Source organism: Curtobacterium sp. NPDC090217, from assembly GCF_044746705.1.
GTDB lineage: Bacteria > Actinomycetota > Actinomycetes > Actinomycetales > Microbacteriaceae > Curtobacterium.
On the sequence record NZ_JBIVCR010000004.1, the window covers coordinates 387,861 to 401,024 of the forward strand.

At 67.0% G+C, this 13,164-nt stretch carries 18 protein-coding genes and 1 tRNA gene; 2 read left to right on the top strand and 17 right to left on the bottom strand.

Annotated elements, in window-relative coordinates; all coding sequences use genetic code 11:
- Positions 1-26: 26 nt before the first annotated feature.
- From ACIPJ2_RS16095 to ACIPJ2_RS16125, 7 genes are all read right to left on the bottom strand, one after another.
- Positions 27-848 carry a hypothetical protein gene (locus tag ACIPJ2_RS16095; RefSeq protein WP_402729648.1) on the bottom strand — a complete coding sequence of 274 codons (822 nt, stop codon included), beginning with the start codon at positions 846-848 and terminating at the stop codon, positions 27-29.
- Positions 848-2,179 (bottom strand): phage portal protein, encoded by a 1,332-nt coding sequence (locus ACIPJ2_RS16100; RefSeq protein WP_402729649.1) that lies wholly within the window; start codon positions 2,177-2,179, stop codon positions 848-850. The genes ACIPJ2_RS16095 and ACIPJ2_RS16100 overlap by 1 nt, the downstream gene beginning before the upstream one ends.
- Positions 2,179-3,948: a terminase gene (locus tag ACIPJ2_RS16105; RefSeq protein ID WP_402729650.1), complete on the bottom strand. Its 1,770-nt coding sequence runs from the start codon at positions 3,946-3,948 to the stop codon at positions 2,179-2,181. Before ACIPJ2_RS16105 ends, ACIPJ2_RS16100 begins: the two co-directional genes overlap by 1 nt.
- The gene (locus ACIPJ2_RS16110) at positions 3,932-4,306 is read right to left on the bottom strand and encodes a hypothetical protein (RefSeq protein WP_402729651.1); all 375 of its coding nucleotides are present in this window, start codon (positions 4,304-4,306) and stop codon (positions 3,932-3,934) included. The genes ACIPJ2_RS16105 and ACIPJ2_RS16110 overlap by 17 nt, the downstream gene beginning before the upstream one ends.
- Before the next feature lie 40 nt (positions 4,307-4,346).
- Complete coding sequence (locus tag ACIPJ2_RS16115) at positions 4,347-4,799, bottom strand: bifunctional DNA primase/polymerase (protein ID WP_402729652.1); 453 nt, start codon at positions 4,797-4,799, stop codon at positions 4,347-4,349.
- Between the two features lie 455 nt (positions 4,800-5,254).
- Positions 5,255-5,614 carry a hypothetical protein gene (locus ACIPJ2_RS16120; protein ID WP_402729653.1) on the bottom strand — a complete coding sequence of 120 codons (360 nt, stop codon included), beginning with the start codon at positions 5,612-5,614 and terminating at the stop codon, positions 5,255-5,257.
- Positions 5,615-5,920: 306 nt separating this feature from the next.
- A complete protein-coding gene (locus ACIPJ2_RS16125; protein ID WP_402729654.1) occupies positions 5,921-6,079 on the bottom strand; it encodes a hypothetical protein in 159 nt (52 codons plus the stop codon).
- Positions 6,080-6,479: 400 nt separating this feature from the next.
- Between ACIPJ2_RS16125 and ACIPJ2_RS16130 the strand changes: the two genes are divergently transcribed.
- Complete coding sequence (locus ACIPJ2_RS16130) at positions 6,480-6,842, top strand: hypothetical protein (RefSeq protein WP_402729655.1); 363 nt, start codon at positions 6,480-6,482, stop codon at positions 6,840-6,842.
- Between the two features lie 2 nt (positions 6,843-6,844).
- Here the strand turns inward: ACIPJ2_RS16130 and ACIPJ2_RS16135 are convergent.
- Positions 6,845-6,916: transfer RNA gene (locus ACIPJ2_RS16135), tRNA-Arg, on the bottom strand.
- Between the two features lie 142 nt (positions 6,917-7,058).
- Between ACIPJ2_RS16135 and ACIPJ2_RS16140 the strand changes: the two genes are divergently transcribed.
- Positions 7,059-7,607, top strand: coding sequence for a hypothetical protein (locus ACIPJ2_RS16140; protein WP_402729656.1), 549 nt, complete (start codon positions 7,059-7,061; stop codon positions 7,605-7,607).
- Between the two features lie 42 nt (positions 7,608-7,649).
- Here the strand turns inward: ACIPJ2_RS16140 and ACIPJ2_RS16145 are convergent, their stop codons facing one another.
- Genes ACIPJ2_RS16145 through ACIPJ2_RS16185 form a run of 9 tightly spaced genes read right to left on the bottom strand, consistent with a single transcriptional unit; the run spans position 7,650 to position 12,985 of the window.
- Positions 7,650-8,549 carry a hypothetical protein gene (locus tag ACIPJ2_RS16145; RefSeq protein WP_402729657.1) on the bottom strand — a complete coding sequence of 300 codons (900 nt, stop codon included), beginning with the start codon at positions 8,547-8,549 and terminating at the stop codon, positions 7,650-7,652.
- Between the two features lie 57 nt (positions 8,550-8,606).
- Entirely contained in the window at positions 8,607-10,145 is a 1,539-nt protein-coding gene (locus tag ACIPJ2_RS16150) for an AAA family ATPase (protein ID WP_402729658.1), read from the bottom strand.
- The gene (locus tag ACIPJ2_RS16155; protein ID WP_402729659.1) at positions 10,132-10,299 is read right to left on the bottom strand and encodes a hypothetical protein; all 168 of its coding nucleotides are present in this window, start codon (positions 10,297-10,299) and stop codon (positions 10,132-10,134) included. The genes ACIPJ2_RS16150 and ACIPJ2_RS16155 overlap by 14 nt, the downstream gene beginning before the upstream one ends.
- The gene (locus tag ACIPJ2_RS16160; RefSeq protein WP_402729660.1) at positions 10,283-10,633 is read right to left on the bottom strand and encodes a hypothetical protein; all 351 of its coding nucleotides are present in this window, start codon (positions 10,631-10,633) and stop codon (positions 10,283-10,285) included. The genes ACIPJ2_RS16155 and ACIPJ2_RS16160 overlap by 17 nt, the downstream gene beginning before the upstream one ends.
- Positions 10,581-11,348: a helix-turn-helix domain-containing protein gene (locus ACIPJ2_RS16165; RefSeq protein WP_402729661.1), complete on the bottom strand. Its 768-nt coding sequence runs from the start codon at positions 11,346-11,348 to the stop codon at positions 10,581-10,583. Before ACIPJ2_RS16165 ends, ACIPJ2_RS16160 begins: the two co-directional genes overlap by 53 nt.
- Complete coding sequence (locus ACIPJ2_RS16170) at positions 11,348-11,734, bottom strand: hypothetical protein (RefSeq protein ID WP_402729662.1); 387 nt, start codon at positions 11,732-11,734, stop codon at positions 11,348-11,350. The genes ACIPJ2_RS16165 and ACIPJ2_RS16170 overlap by 1 nt, the downstream gene beginning before the upstream one ends.
- Complete coding sequence (locus ACIPJ2_RS16175) at positions 11,731-12,213, bottom strand: helix-turn-helix domain-containing protein (protein ID WP_402729663.1); 483 nt, start codon at positions 12,211-12,213, stop codon at positions 11,731-11,733. The genes ACIPJ2_RS16170 and ACIPJ2_RS16175 overlap by 4 nt, the downstream gene beginning before the upstream one ends.
- A complete protein-coding gene (locus tag ACIPJ2_RS16180) occupies positions 12,210-12,608 on the bottom strand; it encodes a hypothetical protein (RefSeq protein WP_402729664.1) in 399 nt (132 codons plus the stop codon). The genes ACIPJ2_RS16175 and ACIPJ2_RS16180 overlap by 4 nt, the downstream gene beginning before the upstream one ends.
- Complete coding sequence (locus ACIPJ2_RS16185; protein WP_402729665.1) at positions 12,605-12,985, bottom strand: hypothetical protein; 381 nt, start codon at positions 12,983-12,985, stop codon at positions 12,605-12,607. Before ACIPJ2_RS16185 ends, ACIPJ2_RS16180 begins: the two co-directional genes overlap by 4 nt.
- Positions 12,986-13,164: the final 179 nt, after the last annotated feature.

The following is a 13,164-nucleotide window of genomic DNA, read 5'->3' on the forward strand; positions in this document are numbered from 1 at the left end:
ACCAGGGCAGCGGTGCCGAGCCCCTGTCAGGGCTGGGTGGTCTGATTGCGGATCGCGGGCGAGTCTCGGAAGTCGCCGTTCGCGCGCATGCGGGGCAGCACGCTCTCCTGGGTGCGCGCTTGGCCAGCCGCGGTGGCCTGCTTCGCGGCGCGGTCGTACGCGTCGATGAAGCCCTGCTCCTGCTCGTTGGGTTGCCAGGAGCCGTAGACGATCTCGGAGGTGCAGCCACAGTGCGCGTGGAAGTGCATGCCGCGCCCGCCGCCGCGGCTGTCGCGCTCGACGGAGCCCGACGCGGTGGCGGCGGGGCGGTACACGGGGCCGCGGGAGCAGAGCATCGCGCAGAAGGTGCACGGGTCGCCGTCGGAGACGCGTCGCCAGCCGATCGCCTGCTGATCCTGGCCGGTGGTCAGGTCGATCGTCTGGCGGCCGCCCATGAGTACCTGCCGGCGCAGCATGCCGGCGTAGCCGTTCTTCGCTCGGACGAGCGCCGTCGATCCGGACATACCGCCGCCGACGAGGTTCTTCACTCGGATCGGTCCGGCGACGAGGAGGATCTGCGCCGTGAGCGCTGCGTCGAAGGTCGGGATGACGATCGGCCCTGCGCCGCTGATGCCCTCTGCGTCCCGGTATCGGTCGATGTAGGCGCTGGTGGTCTGCGCCGACTGCGACGAGTAGGCGCTGGCGAGGGCTACGTTCTCGGCGAGCCAGCGGAGGGCGGAGCCGTCGAGGTTCTTTGGGTCGAGGTCGTTCCATAGAACCATGCCGACGCGGGCCGCGCGGGCGGCGATCGCGAGCTGACGGCGGCGGTTCGCCTCGGTGAGTGCGACCCCTTCCGCCGTCAGCGCCATCAGTTGCCGCCCTGCGCTCGGAGCGCGGCGGCGATCTGGTCTTCGGCGGACGGGTTCGCCCGCTTGTAGCGTTCCCACCCGGCGGCGACGTCGGGAGTGACGCCCGGGATCCGGTCCCAGAGCTTCTCGACGGGGATGCCGAGCTGCGTAGCGAGCTTGCCGAGCGCGTCAGCGGCCTGCGCCATGGAGCGGGACTGGAAGTCGGTCCAGTCGATCACCACCGAGAAGTCGGCGGCGTCCTCGGCGCGCCCCTCGACGTGCGCGGCGAGGCGGAGGGTCTGCGCGTGGGAGTCGCCGAAGCCGACCTTCCGCTCGCCGGCCTTCATGTCGAGCATCGCGCGCGCCTCGGTGATGGCGTCCGCGGAGAGGTTGATCATGTCGCCGGTGAGCGAGTGTGTCGGCGTCTGCGAGACCGCGGCGAGGGTGGCGATGTCGCGCTCTTCGGACGCGATCAGCCCGTCGGGCTTGGTCTCGTCGAGGGTGCCGAACTCGACGCCGGTGCCGCCTGTGAGGATGTCGTTCTGGCGGAGGAGGAGCTTGCGCTTCTGCGCCTCCTCCTCCGTCTTCGGGTCCTCGAGCCCGACCGCCGTGCGCACCTTCCACGAGTTGTAGTGCTGCGCCGTCATCCGGTCGAACGTGTCCTTGTTGATCCGCTTCGCGAGCGGGATCAGCGGCTCCGCCTCGCCCGGTGTCCGGCCCTCGAGGTCGATCTGGTTCGAGTACCGGACGACGGGGGTGACGCCGGCACCGTGCATGTCGTAGGTGATGAACGTGAGCCCGGTGTTCTCCTGGCCGAGGGTGTAGACGGCTTCCTCGTCGTAGACGAGCCAGTGCGATCCGCGCTTGCGGAGGAAGTACATCGGGTACTCGTCCTCGACGGCGTCCTGGTAGACCGCGTAGGTGTCCCGCGGTGAACGTCCACGGATCACCGCGGCGGTCTTCCGCTTGCCGTCCGGCCCGTCCACGACACCAGGGGTCACCGTCGTGTAGGCGTACCCGTAGCCCAGGGCAGCGCGGTGGATCGCGCGCTGCCGAGACGGCATGCGATTGCTCAGCCACGGAGCCCAGAACGCTGCGAGATCCCGGCCGGTGATCGACCGCGCGGCCTCGGCGACGAGCTGCTGCGCGACGGTAGTGACGACGAGGGCGAGCCACGGCGTTTCCGAGATGTCGCGGAGTCCCTTGTGCTCCTGGTTCGCCTGGGGTGGGAGTGAGACCTTCTCCGGCGACCAGCGGAGCCAGTTGTCGAGGTCGGTCAGCCGCTGCCACTCGAGCTGCGCGCTCGGGATGAGGGTCTTCTCCGCGAGCGTGACGACGCTCTCGTTGGACATCACCAAACCTGGCCGCCTCTCTTCTGAGCGTGGTTGTTGAGGATGAGCCGGCGCACCATGCGGGCACCGACCATGCAGACGGCGAGGTCGATCTTGTTCTTCGATTCGCGGCCGTCCTTCGCGATCGACACGTAGCCCTGAACGGGGTAGCGGCGAGCGTTGAGGACGTGCCGGCGGAGGCGCGCGTCGGCATCGTGGGTGAACGAGCCGGAGCGGATCTCCTCGAGCGTGAACGCGACGGCGGAGGCGAAGTCGCGGGCGTTGTCGCGGGCGGACATGTCGAACATGACCGAGTGCCCGCGGCCACCCTTCGACCCGGACGCCCAGACGCGGAGGTCGCGCTGGTGCTCCCGATGCCACTTGTCGAACAGCGGGTCCCAGTAGCGGTCCATCGTCTCGTCGTCGAGGACGTGCGAGGGGTCGCCGAAGAAGCCGACGACCCGGTACAGGTCGAAGGCGTGCTCGACGGCAGCGTCGACGTCCTCGCGGGGTGCGAGCCAGCCGTCGCCGCGCTTGCCGGGAGGGCGCTGCCACATCCCTACGGTGAAGACGTGCCCGTCGGACATCCGGCAGCCGACGAGGGCGGTCGCGTCGTCGGACTTCGAGCAGTCGAGGAACAGCACGACCTCGTCGCCGCGCTCGAGCACCGCGTTCGGGTCGCCGAGCGGGTCGAACTCCGCCGGCTCCGTCCATGCATCCTCGGCCGCGACGATCTGGTTGTACCACTTTCGCCGGGACTCGCTGGGGCTGTTCGCCGGGTTCGCGATCGACTTCTTGATGCGCCCCTCGGCGTCGAGCCAGACCGCGTCGCCGCGGACAGCCTTCACGACCGAGGGCGCGGCATCGAGGGTAAGCGGCGCTTCGGGAGGTGCCTCAAGCGAGTCGTACAGCACCCCGAACTCGACGTGCTGGGCGTTCTCGCCGACAGTCTGCTCGTACGCCTCACGGGCACGCTGCCCGACGGAGTCCTCACCAGGCCGGTACGCGTTACAGATGTCGAGCATGCGGGCGGGCGAGCCGACTTCCGACTTCGCCGCGTTGCCCTCGATCGCGCCGGCCATCGCATGGCCGCCGTTGGAGCTGTTCCAGTTCTGCGTCTCGTTCCGGACGATCAGCGACGGGCGGCCGCCCTCGATCGCCATGACAGACGAGGTCACGGCTTCGATCTGGCGGGTGTCGCCCATGCCCCAGACGTTCTGGCGGCCGACCTGGATCCCGTACCGTCGGCGAGCATCCGGACTGATCAGCGACGGGAACAGCTTCATCGTGTTCTGCGTCTGCTGCAGTGACACGGCGACCATCTGCACCCACGCGTTCGGGTTGTCGCGTCCGATCGGGCGGTCGCCCTCCCACCGGTCGAAGAGTGTCGGGCCGAAGAGGTGGCCGACGCCGAGGGTCGCGGCGACGGGGTCCTTGCCCCAGCCCTTGAGGCGCTGCAGGACGGCGGAGTGGTAGGTGAACTCGCCGGACTCGTCGAGGGCGAAGTACCAGAGCAGGAACCGCGCCTGCTCGGGGGTGTAGGTCCACGGGCCCTTCTTGCCCTTGAGCCAGAGCCCACACCAGGCCATGAACTCCCAGCCGAGCGTCACCGCCGGCAGCGCCCACCCGTCGTCGGTCCACGTCCAGGTCGGGCCGATCTTCGTCGGCTCCCAGTCGAGGTCCGCCGGCGACGGGGTGCGGTCGAGCATGTCGCGGTACCACGATTCGATCTCGCGGTACTCGCTCGCCTCGGTCGTCAGCTGGGACGCCGCGTTACGCGCCCGCGCCATACGGCACGGCCCATCGCGAGTTGGCGGCAGCCCGGTTCTGGTTCGGCGCGCTCTCCGCCGCACCGTCGACGTCCGGCAGCTTAAGCGCTCGCAGGAGCGAGGCCTGGGTGGCGCGGTGCTGGCGCAGCTCGGGCAGCAGCGGATGCGTGACCATCTGGCCCATCGACCCGGCGACGACCATCGGCTGTCCGTCGAGCTCGCCCTCCATCTTCACGATGAGGTCGGCCTCGGCGCAGGCGGCGCGGAGTATCTCGAGCTCGTCCTGGCGGAGGTCGTAGACGGCGACCGTCTCCTTCCACAGCTTCCGGCCGGCGGCCTTGAGACTGCGGGGCACGGCTGGCTTGGCGGGTGCGGTCATGGTGCCCTCCGGGGACGCGTGTGCGCCACCGGGGCGCGAGTTACAGCGTCGGCACGCGGAGCGCAGCCAGACGTAGCGGGGCGGTACCGTGGCGGTTGCCCGTGAGTGCGATGTAGCGGCCGGTCGAGTAGACCTCGATCGCGCGGTCGCCGTCGCGGTAGTTGCGGCCGGGACCCTCGTCGAGGCGACCAAAGATGTGGAGCCCCTCCCCGGAGCGGGACACCTCGATGTAGGTGCCGGGGTTGTCGGCGACGACGGCATGCGCCCAGTCGGCGACAGTCCCGTCGACGATGCAGTGGTCGAGGTCGATGCACCCGACGCCCGCACCGAGGACGTAGCCGATGCCCTCACCCTTCGTTGACGCGGCGGCCGCGGCGTGGGTGGACCATGTGTCGGCGTTCGTGGACGACGCCGAGTGGCCGTCGATGGTGATGGGGCGCTTGGTGCGGGTGAACCGGACGAAGCGTCGCTGCGCCTTCATCTCGGCGGGCACGTCGCCGGCGACCTTGGCGCGTCGGTGGGCGCGGAGACGGCACTTAGACCCGCAGAATCGGGCACCTGTGCGCAGTAGCCGCAGCGAAGCACCACACTCCTCGCACTCGGTCCCCGTCATGCTCCGATTCTACCCGATGAAACGGATAACTGGCGGAAACATGCGGAAGTAGCGAGGTGACGCGGGCCTCGCTCGTGGTGAGTTTGGGGGCCAGTTTGTGGGCGATTTCGGCTCTGACCGGGGCTTTCCTGCTCCGAAAAACAGAGAGACGGCGCACGCAGGATGAGAATTGCTATCCGGCGGTTTGACCGGATCTTCGCGGGGAGTCCCCCCCCCCCCCACCCCTGGTCGCGGGGGTCGCGGTGCCTCGGGATGGTCGGGGTCGGGGAGGTCGGTCCGAGTCGCCTCGTCGTCCTCTACCCGACCCCGATGCTACCGGGCGTGTGTGACGTGGGCTAGTCCTCGTCGTGGTCCTCGAGATAGCCCTGCTCTCGCAGGTAGTCGGCCGACCCGTGGGTGACGGTGATGGTGTCGCCTGCACGGTGACCGCCGACATCCTTGCCGAGCGTGACGTCTTCGGTGCCGGGGTCCGCAGCGAGTGCGTCGTGCGCTGCCTCGGCTGCGAGGGCGGCGTAGTCCGTGCCGTCGGACTGGTCGTCGCCGGTGTTCGCCTCGCCGTCAGTCGGTGCGGGGTTGGGCGTCTGCTCGGGCTGCTGCTCGGCTGCTGCGACGCGGGCCTTCTCGTCCTCGGTCATCGGTGTGCTGCCGCCGCTGTTGGTGTTGATGGGCTGGGCGTTCTTGCGTGGTGCAGCCATCGGGCTACTTCCTTCCGGGGTGTGGTTCGGTTGGTCGGTGCCGGAGCTCGGCGCGCTGACGGTTGCGAGCTGCTGACTCGCGGGCGGTCTTCGCGCGGTGGCACGGACCGGACAGCCACTGAAGGTTGTCGAGGCTGTGGTCGTCGCCTTCGATGATGTGGTCGCAGTCGGTACCAATGCCGTCGCAGCGCGGGTCGTGCGGTGCTGCCTCGCACCGCCCCTCGGCTCGCGCCTTCACCTGACGCTTGAGCTGCGGCCAGTTCTTCGGGAGGCGGAAGCGGCGGTCGCTCGTCTCCCACGGCACGGCTACTTCTCGATCGGGACGTAGGTGACGCCGCCGGCAGTGAGCATGACGTCGATGCCGACAGCGTTGCCGGCGAAGTACTTCACGTCGATGCGGTCAATGGACTCGGTGGTCTTGATGCCGGCACGCTTCAGGAGCGCACGGATCTGGGCGAGAGTCACGCGGTACCTCCTAGGGCGTGGGGCGCTTCCGCTCGGCTCGCGATGTGAGGTGCCAACCGCGGCAGAGTGGGCACCGATAGGCGCGCTGCTCGATCTTGGGTCGGCCCGAGCTATCGCGGCGCTGTGCGTTCGCCATCGCGAGGAGCGCGGCGATGCGGTCTCGGTAGCGGATCTTCTTGCAGGGCACGTCATGTTCCTACCGCCAGCCACCGACGTGGTCGGCCGTCCGCGTCCGGGGTCCGCATGTCAGCGCGGCTTCCCTCGGGGGTCTCGGCCTCGGTGGGGTCCTCGTGGCTCGGCGCAGCTGGTTGGCGGTGTGTGATCTGCGGGCCGCGAGGAAGTGTGGGTGGCCGACCACCGTGATCGATTTGCGAACCAAGAGGGCGGCTAGTCTCGAGGGATGATCCAGGACCTCGTAGGCAAGGCTGCTGACGGTGCAACGTTCGATGTTCATATCGAGTCTCCCGACTCGGGCCCTCAGATCATCTCTGTAAGCCAGACTTCGGTGGAGCACATCGACGGCCAGCACCTTGCCTTCGACCTGATGCTTGACCCGGCAGGTGTGCGGATAGACGCACCTTCCGGTTCTGTGGGGTTTCAGATGCGTGTCGACTTCGAATCCCGCGGCAAGCACCGACAAAGCACGGACGGCGTGACCTTCTACGAAGGCGACGTCATCCCCGCGTACCTGCAGCTACAGACCGAGATCCCGGCCGATGTGCCGGTCGAAGACGTAGTCATCAAACTGTGGATTTCTGAGTAGGGAGCGCCCCGGCAGATTCGAACTGCCGACCTTCGAGGTAGAAGCTCGTTGCTCTTCCGCTGAGCTAGGGGCGCGTGATGGCTTTCATGAGCCGGAAACGCAGCATGCACGCCGACTGTGAGTCGGTCGGGCATACGATGTCACGTCGATTGTAGCCTGAACTTGAACACCCCAGCAACCGATTCGTGTTTGACCGCGCGCCGCTACGCTCGTTGTGTGGACTGGGCGGACGTCGAATGGGCTAACTTCTTTGCCACGCTCGTTGCTACTGCTCTCGGCGCGGGCGTCGGACTTGGTGGCGTTCTCTGGACGGAGCGCCGCCGTGACCGTCAGGCGTACGAGGCCGCAATGAGGTCAGTGTCCGCGCGGGTAGTGCTGGAGGCGAATGCGGCTTCTGCGGATGTCGAGCGCTGGCGTTCGGAAGCTTGGGCAGCTGCCGATCGGGATGTGCGTGAGGTGTTGGACCTTGAGGTACTGGATACGGGAGCTCGTCTGCCGTCGAGTCGAGCGTTACATGCTGCTGTCGGCGAGGCGATGATCACGGCGCATGAGTCTGATTTGGCAGTCTTCGCTTGGGTACGAGACACCTGCTATGTCATTGATGCTTCGAGCCCAGTCGAGGGTCGAGCGGACGGCTACGAGGCGTTGGCGGATGTTGTCGTCCGATGGCGAACCCGGCGGTTGAGCACGAAATACGCCTGCCACGAGCTGCAGAGTCTGGGACAAGAGTTCATCACCCGGTCGACTTCTAGGCAAGCTGGGTGACGTTGCCGGGTGTCCGCCTGACCCGGCGGACACCCGGCAACGTCACGGCGTCAGAGAAGGCCTTCGTGCATCCGCGTTGCGGGAGCGCTTACCTCGCCAGAGTTCGCGTAACTGGCCAGCATTGACGTACACGGTCCCATCTGCGGTGTGCGTTTTCAGCCCGTCGCGCTGGATGTACCGGTTGAGGGTCTGCGGGGTGATTCGCATCTCGCGAACGGCTTGCTTCTTGGTCCACCAGGACGTCGCCTCGGGGGCTTCCTCGATCCGCATGTCGTTCATCAGCGTGCGAACGTCGCGGTCCTGGAGGAGCGCGGTGGTGTCGCCCTCGAAGCCGCAGTAGGTGCAGGTGAGGGTGAAGTCGAGGAGCTGCCCAGACCGCCACTCGACGCCCATCGAAGGGTCGCCGCAGATCGGGCAGGGCCGAGGGAGAACCGGCCGCATGCCTCGGCTTTCCCGTGGGAACTTCTTGCTGAGGTTCCACATCAGGTCAGCGACGTCTTCGTAGAACATGCCGGCGGTGGGGTGCCGGCGGATCTTGTCGTCGTGCAGCAGGAGCCAGGTTGTGAGGTTCGCGGTGAGCGCATGTGCGCCCTCGGGCGTGACCGTGGATCGGAAGCCCTGCGGTCCGGCCTGGTTCGACCACGCGTACCCAGCGGTTATGGGCAGTGGCAATGTGAGCGTGTCGGCCCACGACCGTGTCCAGTCGAGAAGCTGGGCGTACACGCTGTCGGATTCCTCGAGCGCGTCTTCGCGGAAGGGGAGGCGTGAACCTTGCTGCTTGGATCGAGGCTGGCCGTCGGGGCGTTGCGTGCCGGATGGCGGGACGAGGGATCGCACGTGGGCGAGCAGGTCTGCTGCGTCTCGGAGGCCCTTTCGGGCGCGAACGGCAGACAGGTCGAGCATGACGGTGGGGCTGATGGCTTCGGTGACGGTGTCGGTCACGTGTGCTCCTGAGGGTGAGTGGGTTGCGGCGCTCGCCGCCTGTTCGGGGTGAGAAGGTCAGGCGGGCATCCAGGGCATTTCGCCTGCTTGCCCGCGTCGGAGGTGTTTCGGCCAGTTGCGTTCGTCTCGGTCGCCGCGCCACTTGATGACGGAGATCATTGAGTCGTCGTCTTCGATGGGGCGGAGGCCGAGGCCGAACTCGGGCCAGCCGAGGAGGGCGGATGATCCGCGGGGGCGGAGGTCGCGTTCCCCGCCGAGGGACTTGCCGTGGCCGGCGTGCGCTTCCATGACGAGAGCGACGCCGCGTTCGCGGAGTCCGTCGAGGGCGACGATGAGTGGTGCGGCGTCGTCGTCGGAGTTGATCGCTTTCGCGAGCAGCTTGTAGAGCGGGCCGATGTACACGAGGTCGGGCTTGTGCTGGTCCATGAGCCGGTGAACCTGGTCGAGGTCTGCCTGCCGAGTGAGGTCCAGCCGAGTACCCGCCGAGACGAGTACTTGCTTGCCGGGGTCCGCGGTCCCGTGCTGGCGTGCCATGTTGGTCACGTAGCGGGCGTTGCGGGCCCACTGGACTTCGCTGTTCTCCGCGTCGATTGCGAGGACCCGGATCGGATCGATCTGGTAGCCGTTGAACGGGTGAACGCCGGCGGCTGCGGCGATTGCGATCTGGCGGCTGAAGTAGGACTTCCCTGCGCCTTCGCCCCCGGTGAGGATGAGCCGGTCGCGGCGTTCGAGGAGGTCGGGGACGAGCCAGTCCTGCGTGTCGGTGATCGTCAGGATGTCCTCGAGGTACTTCGGTTCGAGCGTTGCAGCGCCGACGGAAGCGCGTCGACGCTGCACTTCGTCCTTCACATCAAGCCGAAGCAGCTCGTATGCGACCTGCTCTTCGAATGCCGCGTTGATCGGTGCTGGCTCTGCCTGCTCCTCGGGGAGGACTACCGCTTCGAAGTCCGCCCAGCCGAAGCCGGCCGCGACATGGTCGGCGGGATCCTTCCCGATGTGCGGTTGCAGCAGCTCGACCTTCGCCGCCTTGCCGGCGAGGAGGTCGCGGATCTGCAATGCATGCTTCAGGCCGGGCTCGTCCATGTCGCGGATGACGCGGATCGTCTTCCCGTGCAGCGGTTCGAGGTCGTAGAGGCCGAACTTGCCGGCTCCGCCCGGGTTGCAGACGGCGATGAGGCCGAGCTTCTCGAGCGCGAGGACATCCTGTTCGCCCTCCCCGACGTAGACCACGGACACGTCGGCAGTGACCCGCTCGACGCGGAACAGGGACCGGTCATCCTTATTTCCCGACTGGAAGAACCGCTTGTCCGGCGACCGGTGGACGATCCGGCCGCCCTTGTACTGGTAGTCCTGCCCTTTCCTCGGCTCGTCGAACAGGTCCGCCAGGGTCAGGTTCAGCGCGTCGAGGACGTCCGGGGTGGGGTCGCTGTGGGACCAGAGGAGGGTGCGGCCCTCGACTGACTGCAGCGACACGGAGCGGTCCTTGGCGGAGTGTCCGGGGGCCTGCGCGTCAGCAGCCTCGTTGCCGCGCATCTGAACGTGCAGCCCCTTGTTGGTGAAGGCATCGATGACGCGGTCGAAGCTAGCCCTGCCCATCGGTGGCCTTCCCGACCTGCCCGTATTCGTCCGCGGTGAACGATCCGGTCACGTACATCAGCCGCTCACGGAGCTCGTTCGCGTCCTGCGTGGCCTGTGCAGCGCGAGCGAGAGCGTCGTCTCGCTGCCGCCGCAGCTCAGCTCGCGTCGTCATTGCCCACCACCAGCACTCCGCCCGGCCCGTTGCCGTACTCCGGATTGGTCTCGATCACATCGACCGCCCAGCGCTTGCCGGCTGGCGGGGATGGGTGCGGTCCGTTGAGCTCGCGGTTGCGTGCGATCCGGATCCGCTTCTGCTTCACGAGGTGACCGGGCGCGAGGTAGGTGTCGGGGTTCTCGCGCCGGAACTCGTCCATGAGGCCGGCTGCCTCGTCGTAGGGCATGTCGGGCAACGTGTCGGACCAGACTGCTGCGGCGAGGTCGGTGACCTTGCGGTTATCGATCGCCGAAGCCCGTGCCAATAGCTTGAAGGCGTCCTGCTGATTCATCGGTACCTCCGTACCTCTGCTGGTAGTCGAGCGCCGCCTGCTCAGCGTTCGTGAGCCGGCGCTGCTGGTTCGGGGTGGTGCGCGGTTCGGGCAGTGGGTCGTTCCACTGCGCACCGTTCAGCCACGTCTTGAGGTAAGGCACCCACCGCTGTGGAGTCTCGGCCGCGGTGTATGCGTCTCCGTAAGCGATGACGGCCGATCGTAGGTCGAGCTTCGGGTACTTCTTCCGGACCGACTGCCACTGCTGCAGCGCTCGGGACTTGTCGTTCTTCCGAGGCCAGTGCGACCACGCGTCCTCGAAGTCAGCGGGGTAGATGCGCTTATCTGACGGTTCTTCTGGTGGTTCTTTACTAGAGGGTTCATAAGCGCAGTCAGGCTGACCGGTTGAGCGCGTCGTGTTTGACCGGTTGGGCGCATCAGATTGACCTGAGGTCAACTTGACCGGTTGTGCGCCAACCATCAGTCGGTACCGGTCACTGGTCCGTGTGCCGTCCTGTCGAGCACGGCGTGCTCGGATGATCAGACCGTCCCGCTCCAACTCGCCGAGTGAGCGCCGGATCGTGCTTACGGCCATGCTCGTCATTTCAGCGAGCCGTTCCTGGCCGGGGTAGCAGGAGTAGTGTTCATCGGCCATGTCGGCGAGCGCGAGGAGGACGAGCTTCCGCGTGCCGGGCAGCTTCGTCTCCCACGCCCATGTCGTGGCTTTGTGCGCCATCAGGCGACCTCCTTTGTGGTCCCGCGTGCGTCTTTTGCAAAGAGCGCGCGGGCGGACTGCGCGGCTGTGAGCAGCGCTAAGGCGAACTTCTCGAGATCGTCGAGGCTGTTGAGCCTCGAGTCGGCGTACTGCTCGCTGACCGTGGCGGTGACGAGGTACGGGCCGAGCTGCACCTTGCTGCTGTCGGCTTCGTCAACCACATCGCAGCGGCTGACGTCGATGTCGAATGTGGGAAGCGAGCTGCGCCGCGTCGGGCTGCCCGGGAACGGAACGCGGGCGATCGTTCCGTAGTGGTCGATCACGGTCCGTTCCCGCCCGTCGATGGTCGCAACCGTGTGTTCGGACAGATCGGCCCAGTTGGGGGCGGTAACGGCGTCGAGAGTCATCGGATGACCGTCCCTCGTCCGTTGAGCACAGCGGCGTACGCGGATGCCTCCTGGTAGGCGGCGCTGAACGCGAGGAAGTCGGCTGCCGCGAGTGCCATATCGTCGGAGACTTCGGCGTAGATGGACCACTCACGGTCCTGGCCGTCGACTCGTTCGATTGAGACGATCCACCCTTCGCCGCGCTTTTCGTCGGCGTGGTGCAATGCTGCCGTACCGGCCTGCCCGCCCATGCCGTCAATGTGTTTGGAGTTGTCGCAGCCCAGCACGGGGCACGGCCGGGGCGGGTCCTTCATCAGCCGAACGATCGCCTCGGTCACTTTCCGCACGTACGAACGGGCTGGGTCGATCAGTCCGTCCTCGACCTTCGCCAGGTAGGCGGTAGACGTGCCGGCCATCGCCGCGACCAGTGGCTGGGAGACGCCGTGGCTGGTACGGAGGGTCTTCAGGTGGGTACCGGTTCCTGCGGGTGCGGTCTTCATACGGTCACCTCGGATGTCGCATCGATGAGCATTTCGAGCTCGAGCTGAGTGAAGGGGTCGTCGGCTTGGAAGCCGCGGGTCTGGCGGTAGAACACGCGTGCGCTGCTGCGGTAGCGCGAACGCCACCAGCGGCCGGGGAAGCGAGCCCATTCACCGTTTGGCAGGGCGGCACACACACGCTCGATCTCTTCGACCTCGCTGGCAGTCGCACCCTGGTAGATGAAGACGACGAACAGCTTCTCGGACGGCAGACGGTGGATCTGGAACAGCCAGCGGATGACTTCGCCGTTTTCGTCGATGCCGACGCGGACACTGTTGGACTTCGCGTCCCGGAACTGGACGTCGTAGTCCGCGTACTTCTTCCGCTCGGCGGTGGTTGGGGTGAAGGCGCTCATCGGGTGCCGCCACCGTCCACGACTGCGAAGCGGAGGGCGACGTCCAGCGTGCCCTGGTCGAGGGTTGCTTCGACGTACTCGTAGGTGCCGAGGTAAGTGAAGGTGATCTGGAATGGATCGCCCGGCTCGCTACCCCACTGATATCCCGGCCGCTTACCTTCCAGGTGCTGGGAGTGGGCGGCGCGGTCGGCGCGAACCGTGACCTGTTCTCCGGCGCGCTGCTCGGTCATCAGCACGAACTGCTGACCCTTCGTCAGCGGGTTCGGGTGCAGTCCGGTCAGCCCGGTGCTCACGGACAGCTTCTCCACGTCGATGACGTCGGTGCGGTATCGGGCGAGCACCGCGAAAGCGGTCTGTGCGAGAATGGTGTTCGTCAAAGTTCTCTTCTTTCGGGAGAGTGAAGGCCCGCCATGCCAGTGGCGGGCCTTCGTTGTTGATGGGGGGTAGTCAGAGCGCCGACGGCAAGAGCATCGCCAACAGGCAGATACCGACGACGGCGATTACGCCGAGTGCGTTGCGGAGTGTGTTCATGTGCCCGCCGTCCGGTGCCGATCCG

Coding starts and splice junctions, on each gene's coding strand:
- ACIPJ2_RS16095 (WP_402729648.1), bottom strand. CDS start 848: ATGGCGCTGACGGCGGAAGGGGTCGCACTCACCGAGGCGAACCGCCGC.
- ACIPJ2_RS16100 (WP_402729649.1), bottom strand. CDS start 2,179: ATGTCCAACGAGAGCGTCGTCACGCTCGCGGAGAAGACCCTCATCCCG.
- ACIPJ2_RS16105 (WP_402729650.1), bottom strand. CDS start 3,948: ATGGCGCGGGCGCGTAACGCGGCGTCCCAGCTGACGACCGAGGCGAGC.
- ACIPJ2_RS16110 (WP_402729651.1), bottom strand. CDS start 4,306: ATGACCGCACCCGCCAAGCCAGCCGTGCCCCGCAGTCTCAAGGCCGCC.
- ACIPJ2_RS16120 (WP_402729653.1), bottom strand. CDS start 5,614: ATGGCTGCACCACGCAAGAACGCCCAGCCCATCAACACCAACAGCGGC.
- ACIPJ2_RS16130 (WP_402729655.1), top strand. CDS start 6,480: ATGATCCAGGACCTCGTAGGCAAGGCTGCTGACGGTGCAACGTTCGAT.
- ACIPJ2_RS16150 (WP_402729658.1), bottom strand. CDS start 10,145: ATGGGCAGGGCTAGCTTCGACCGCGTCATCGATGCCTTCACCAACAAG.
- ACIPJ2_RS16155 (WP_402729659.1), bottom strand. CDS start 10,299: ATGACGACGCGAGCTGAGCTGCGGCGGCAGCGAGACGACGCTCTCGCT.
- ACIPJ2_RS16160 (WP_402729660.1), bottom strand. CDS start 10,633: ATGAATCAGCAGGACGCCTTCAAGCTATTGGCACGGGCTTCGGCGATC.
- ACIPJ2_RS16165 (WP_402729661.1), bottom strand. CDS start 11,348: ATGGCGCACAAAGCCACGACATGGGCGTGGGAGACGAAGCTGCCCGGC.
- ACIPJ2_RS16170 (WP_402729662.1), bottom strand. CDS start 11,734: ATGACTCTCGACGCCGTTACCGCCCCCAACTGGGCCGATCTGTCCGAA.
- ACIPJ2_RS16175 (WP_402729663.1), bottom strand. CDS start 12,213: ATGAAGACCGCACCCGCAGGAACCGGTACCCACCTGAAGACCCTCCGT.
- ACIPJ2_RS16180 (WP_402729664.1), bottom strand. CDS start 12,608: ATGAGCGCCTTCACCCCAACCACCGCCGAGCGGAAGAAGTACGCGGAC.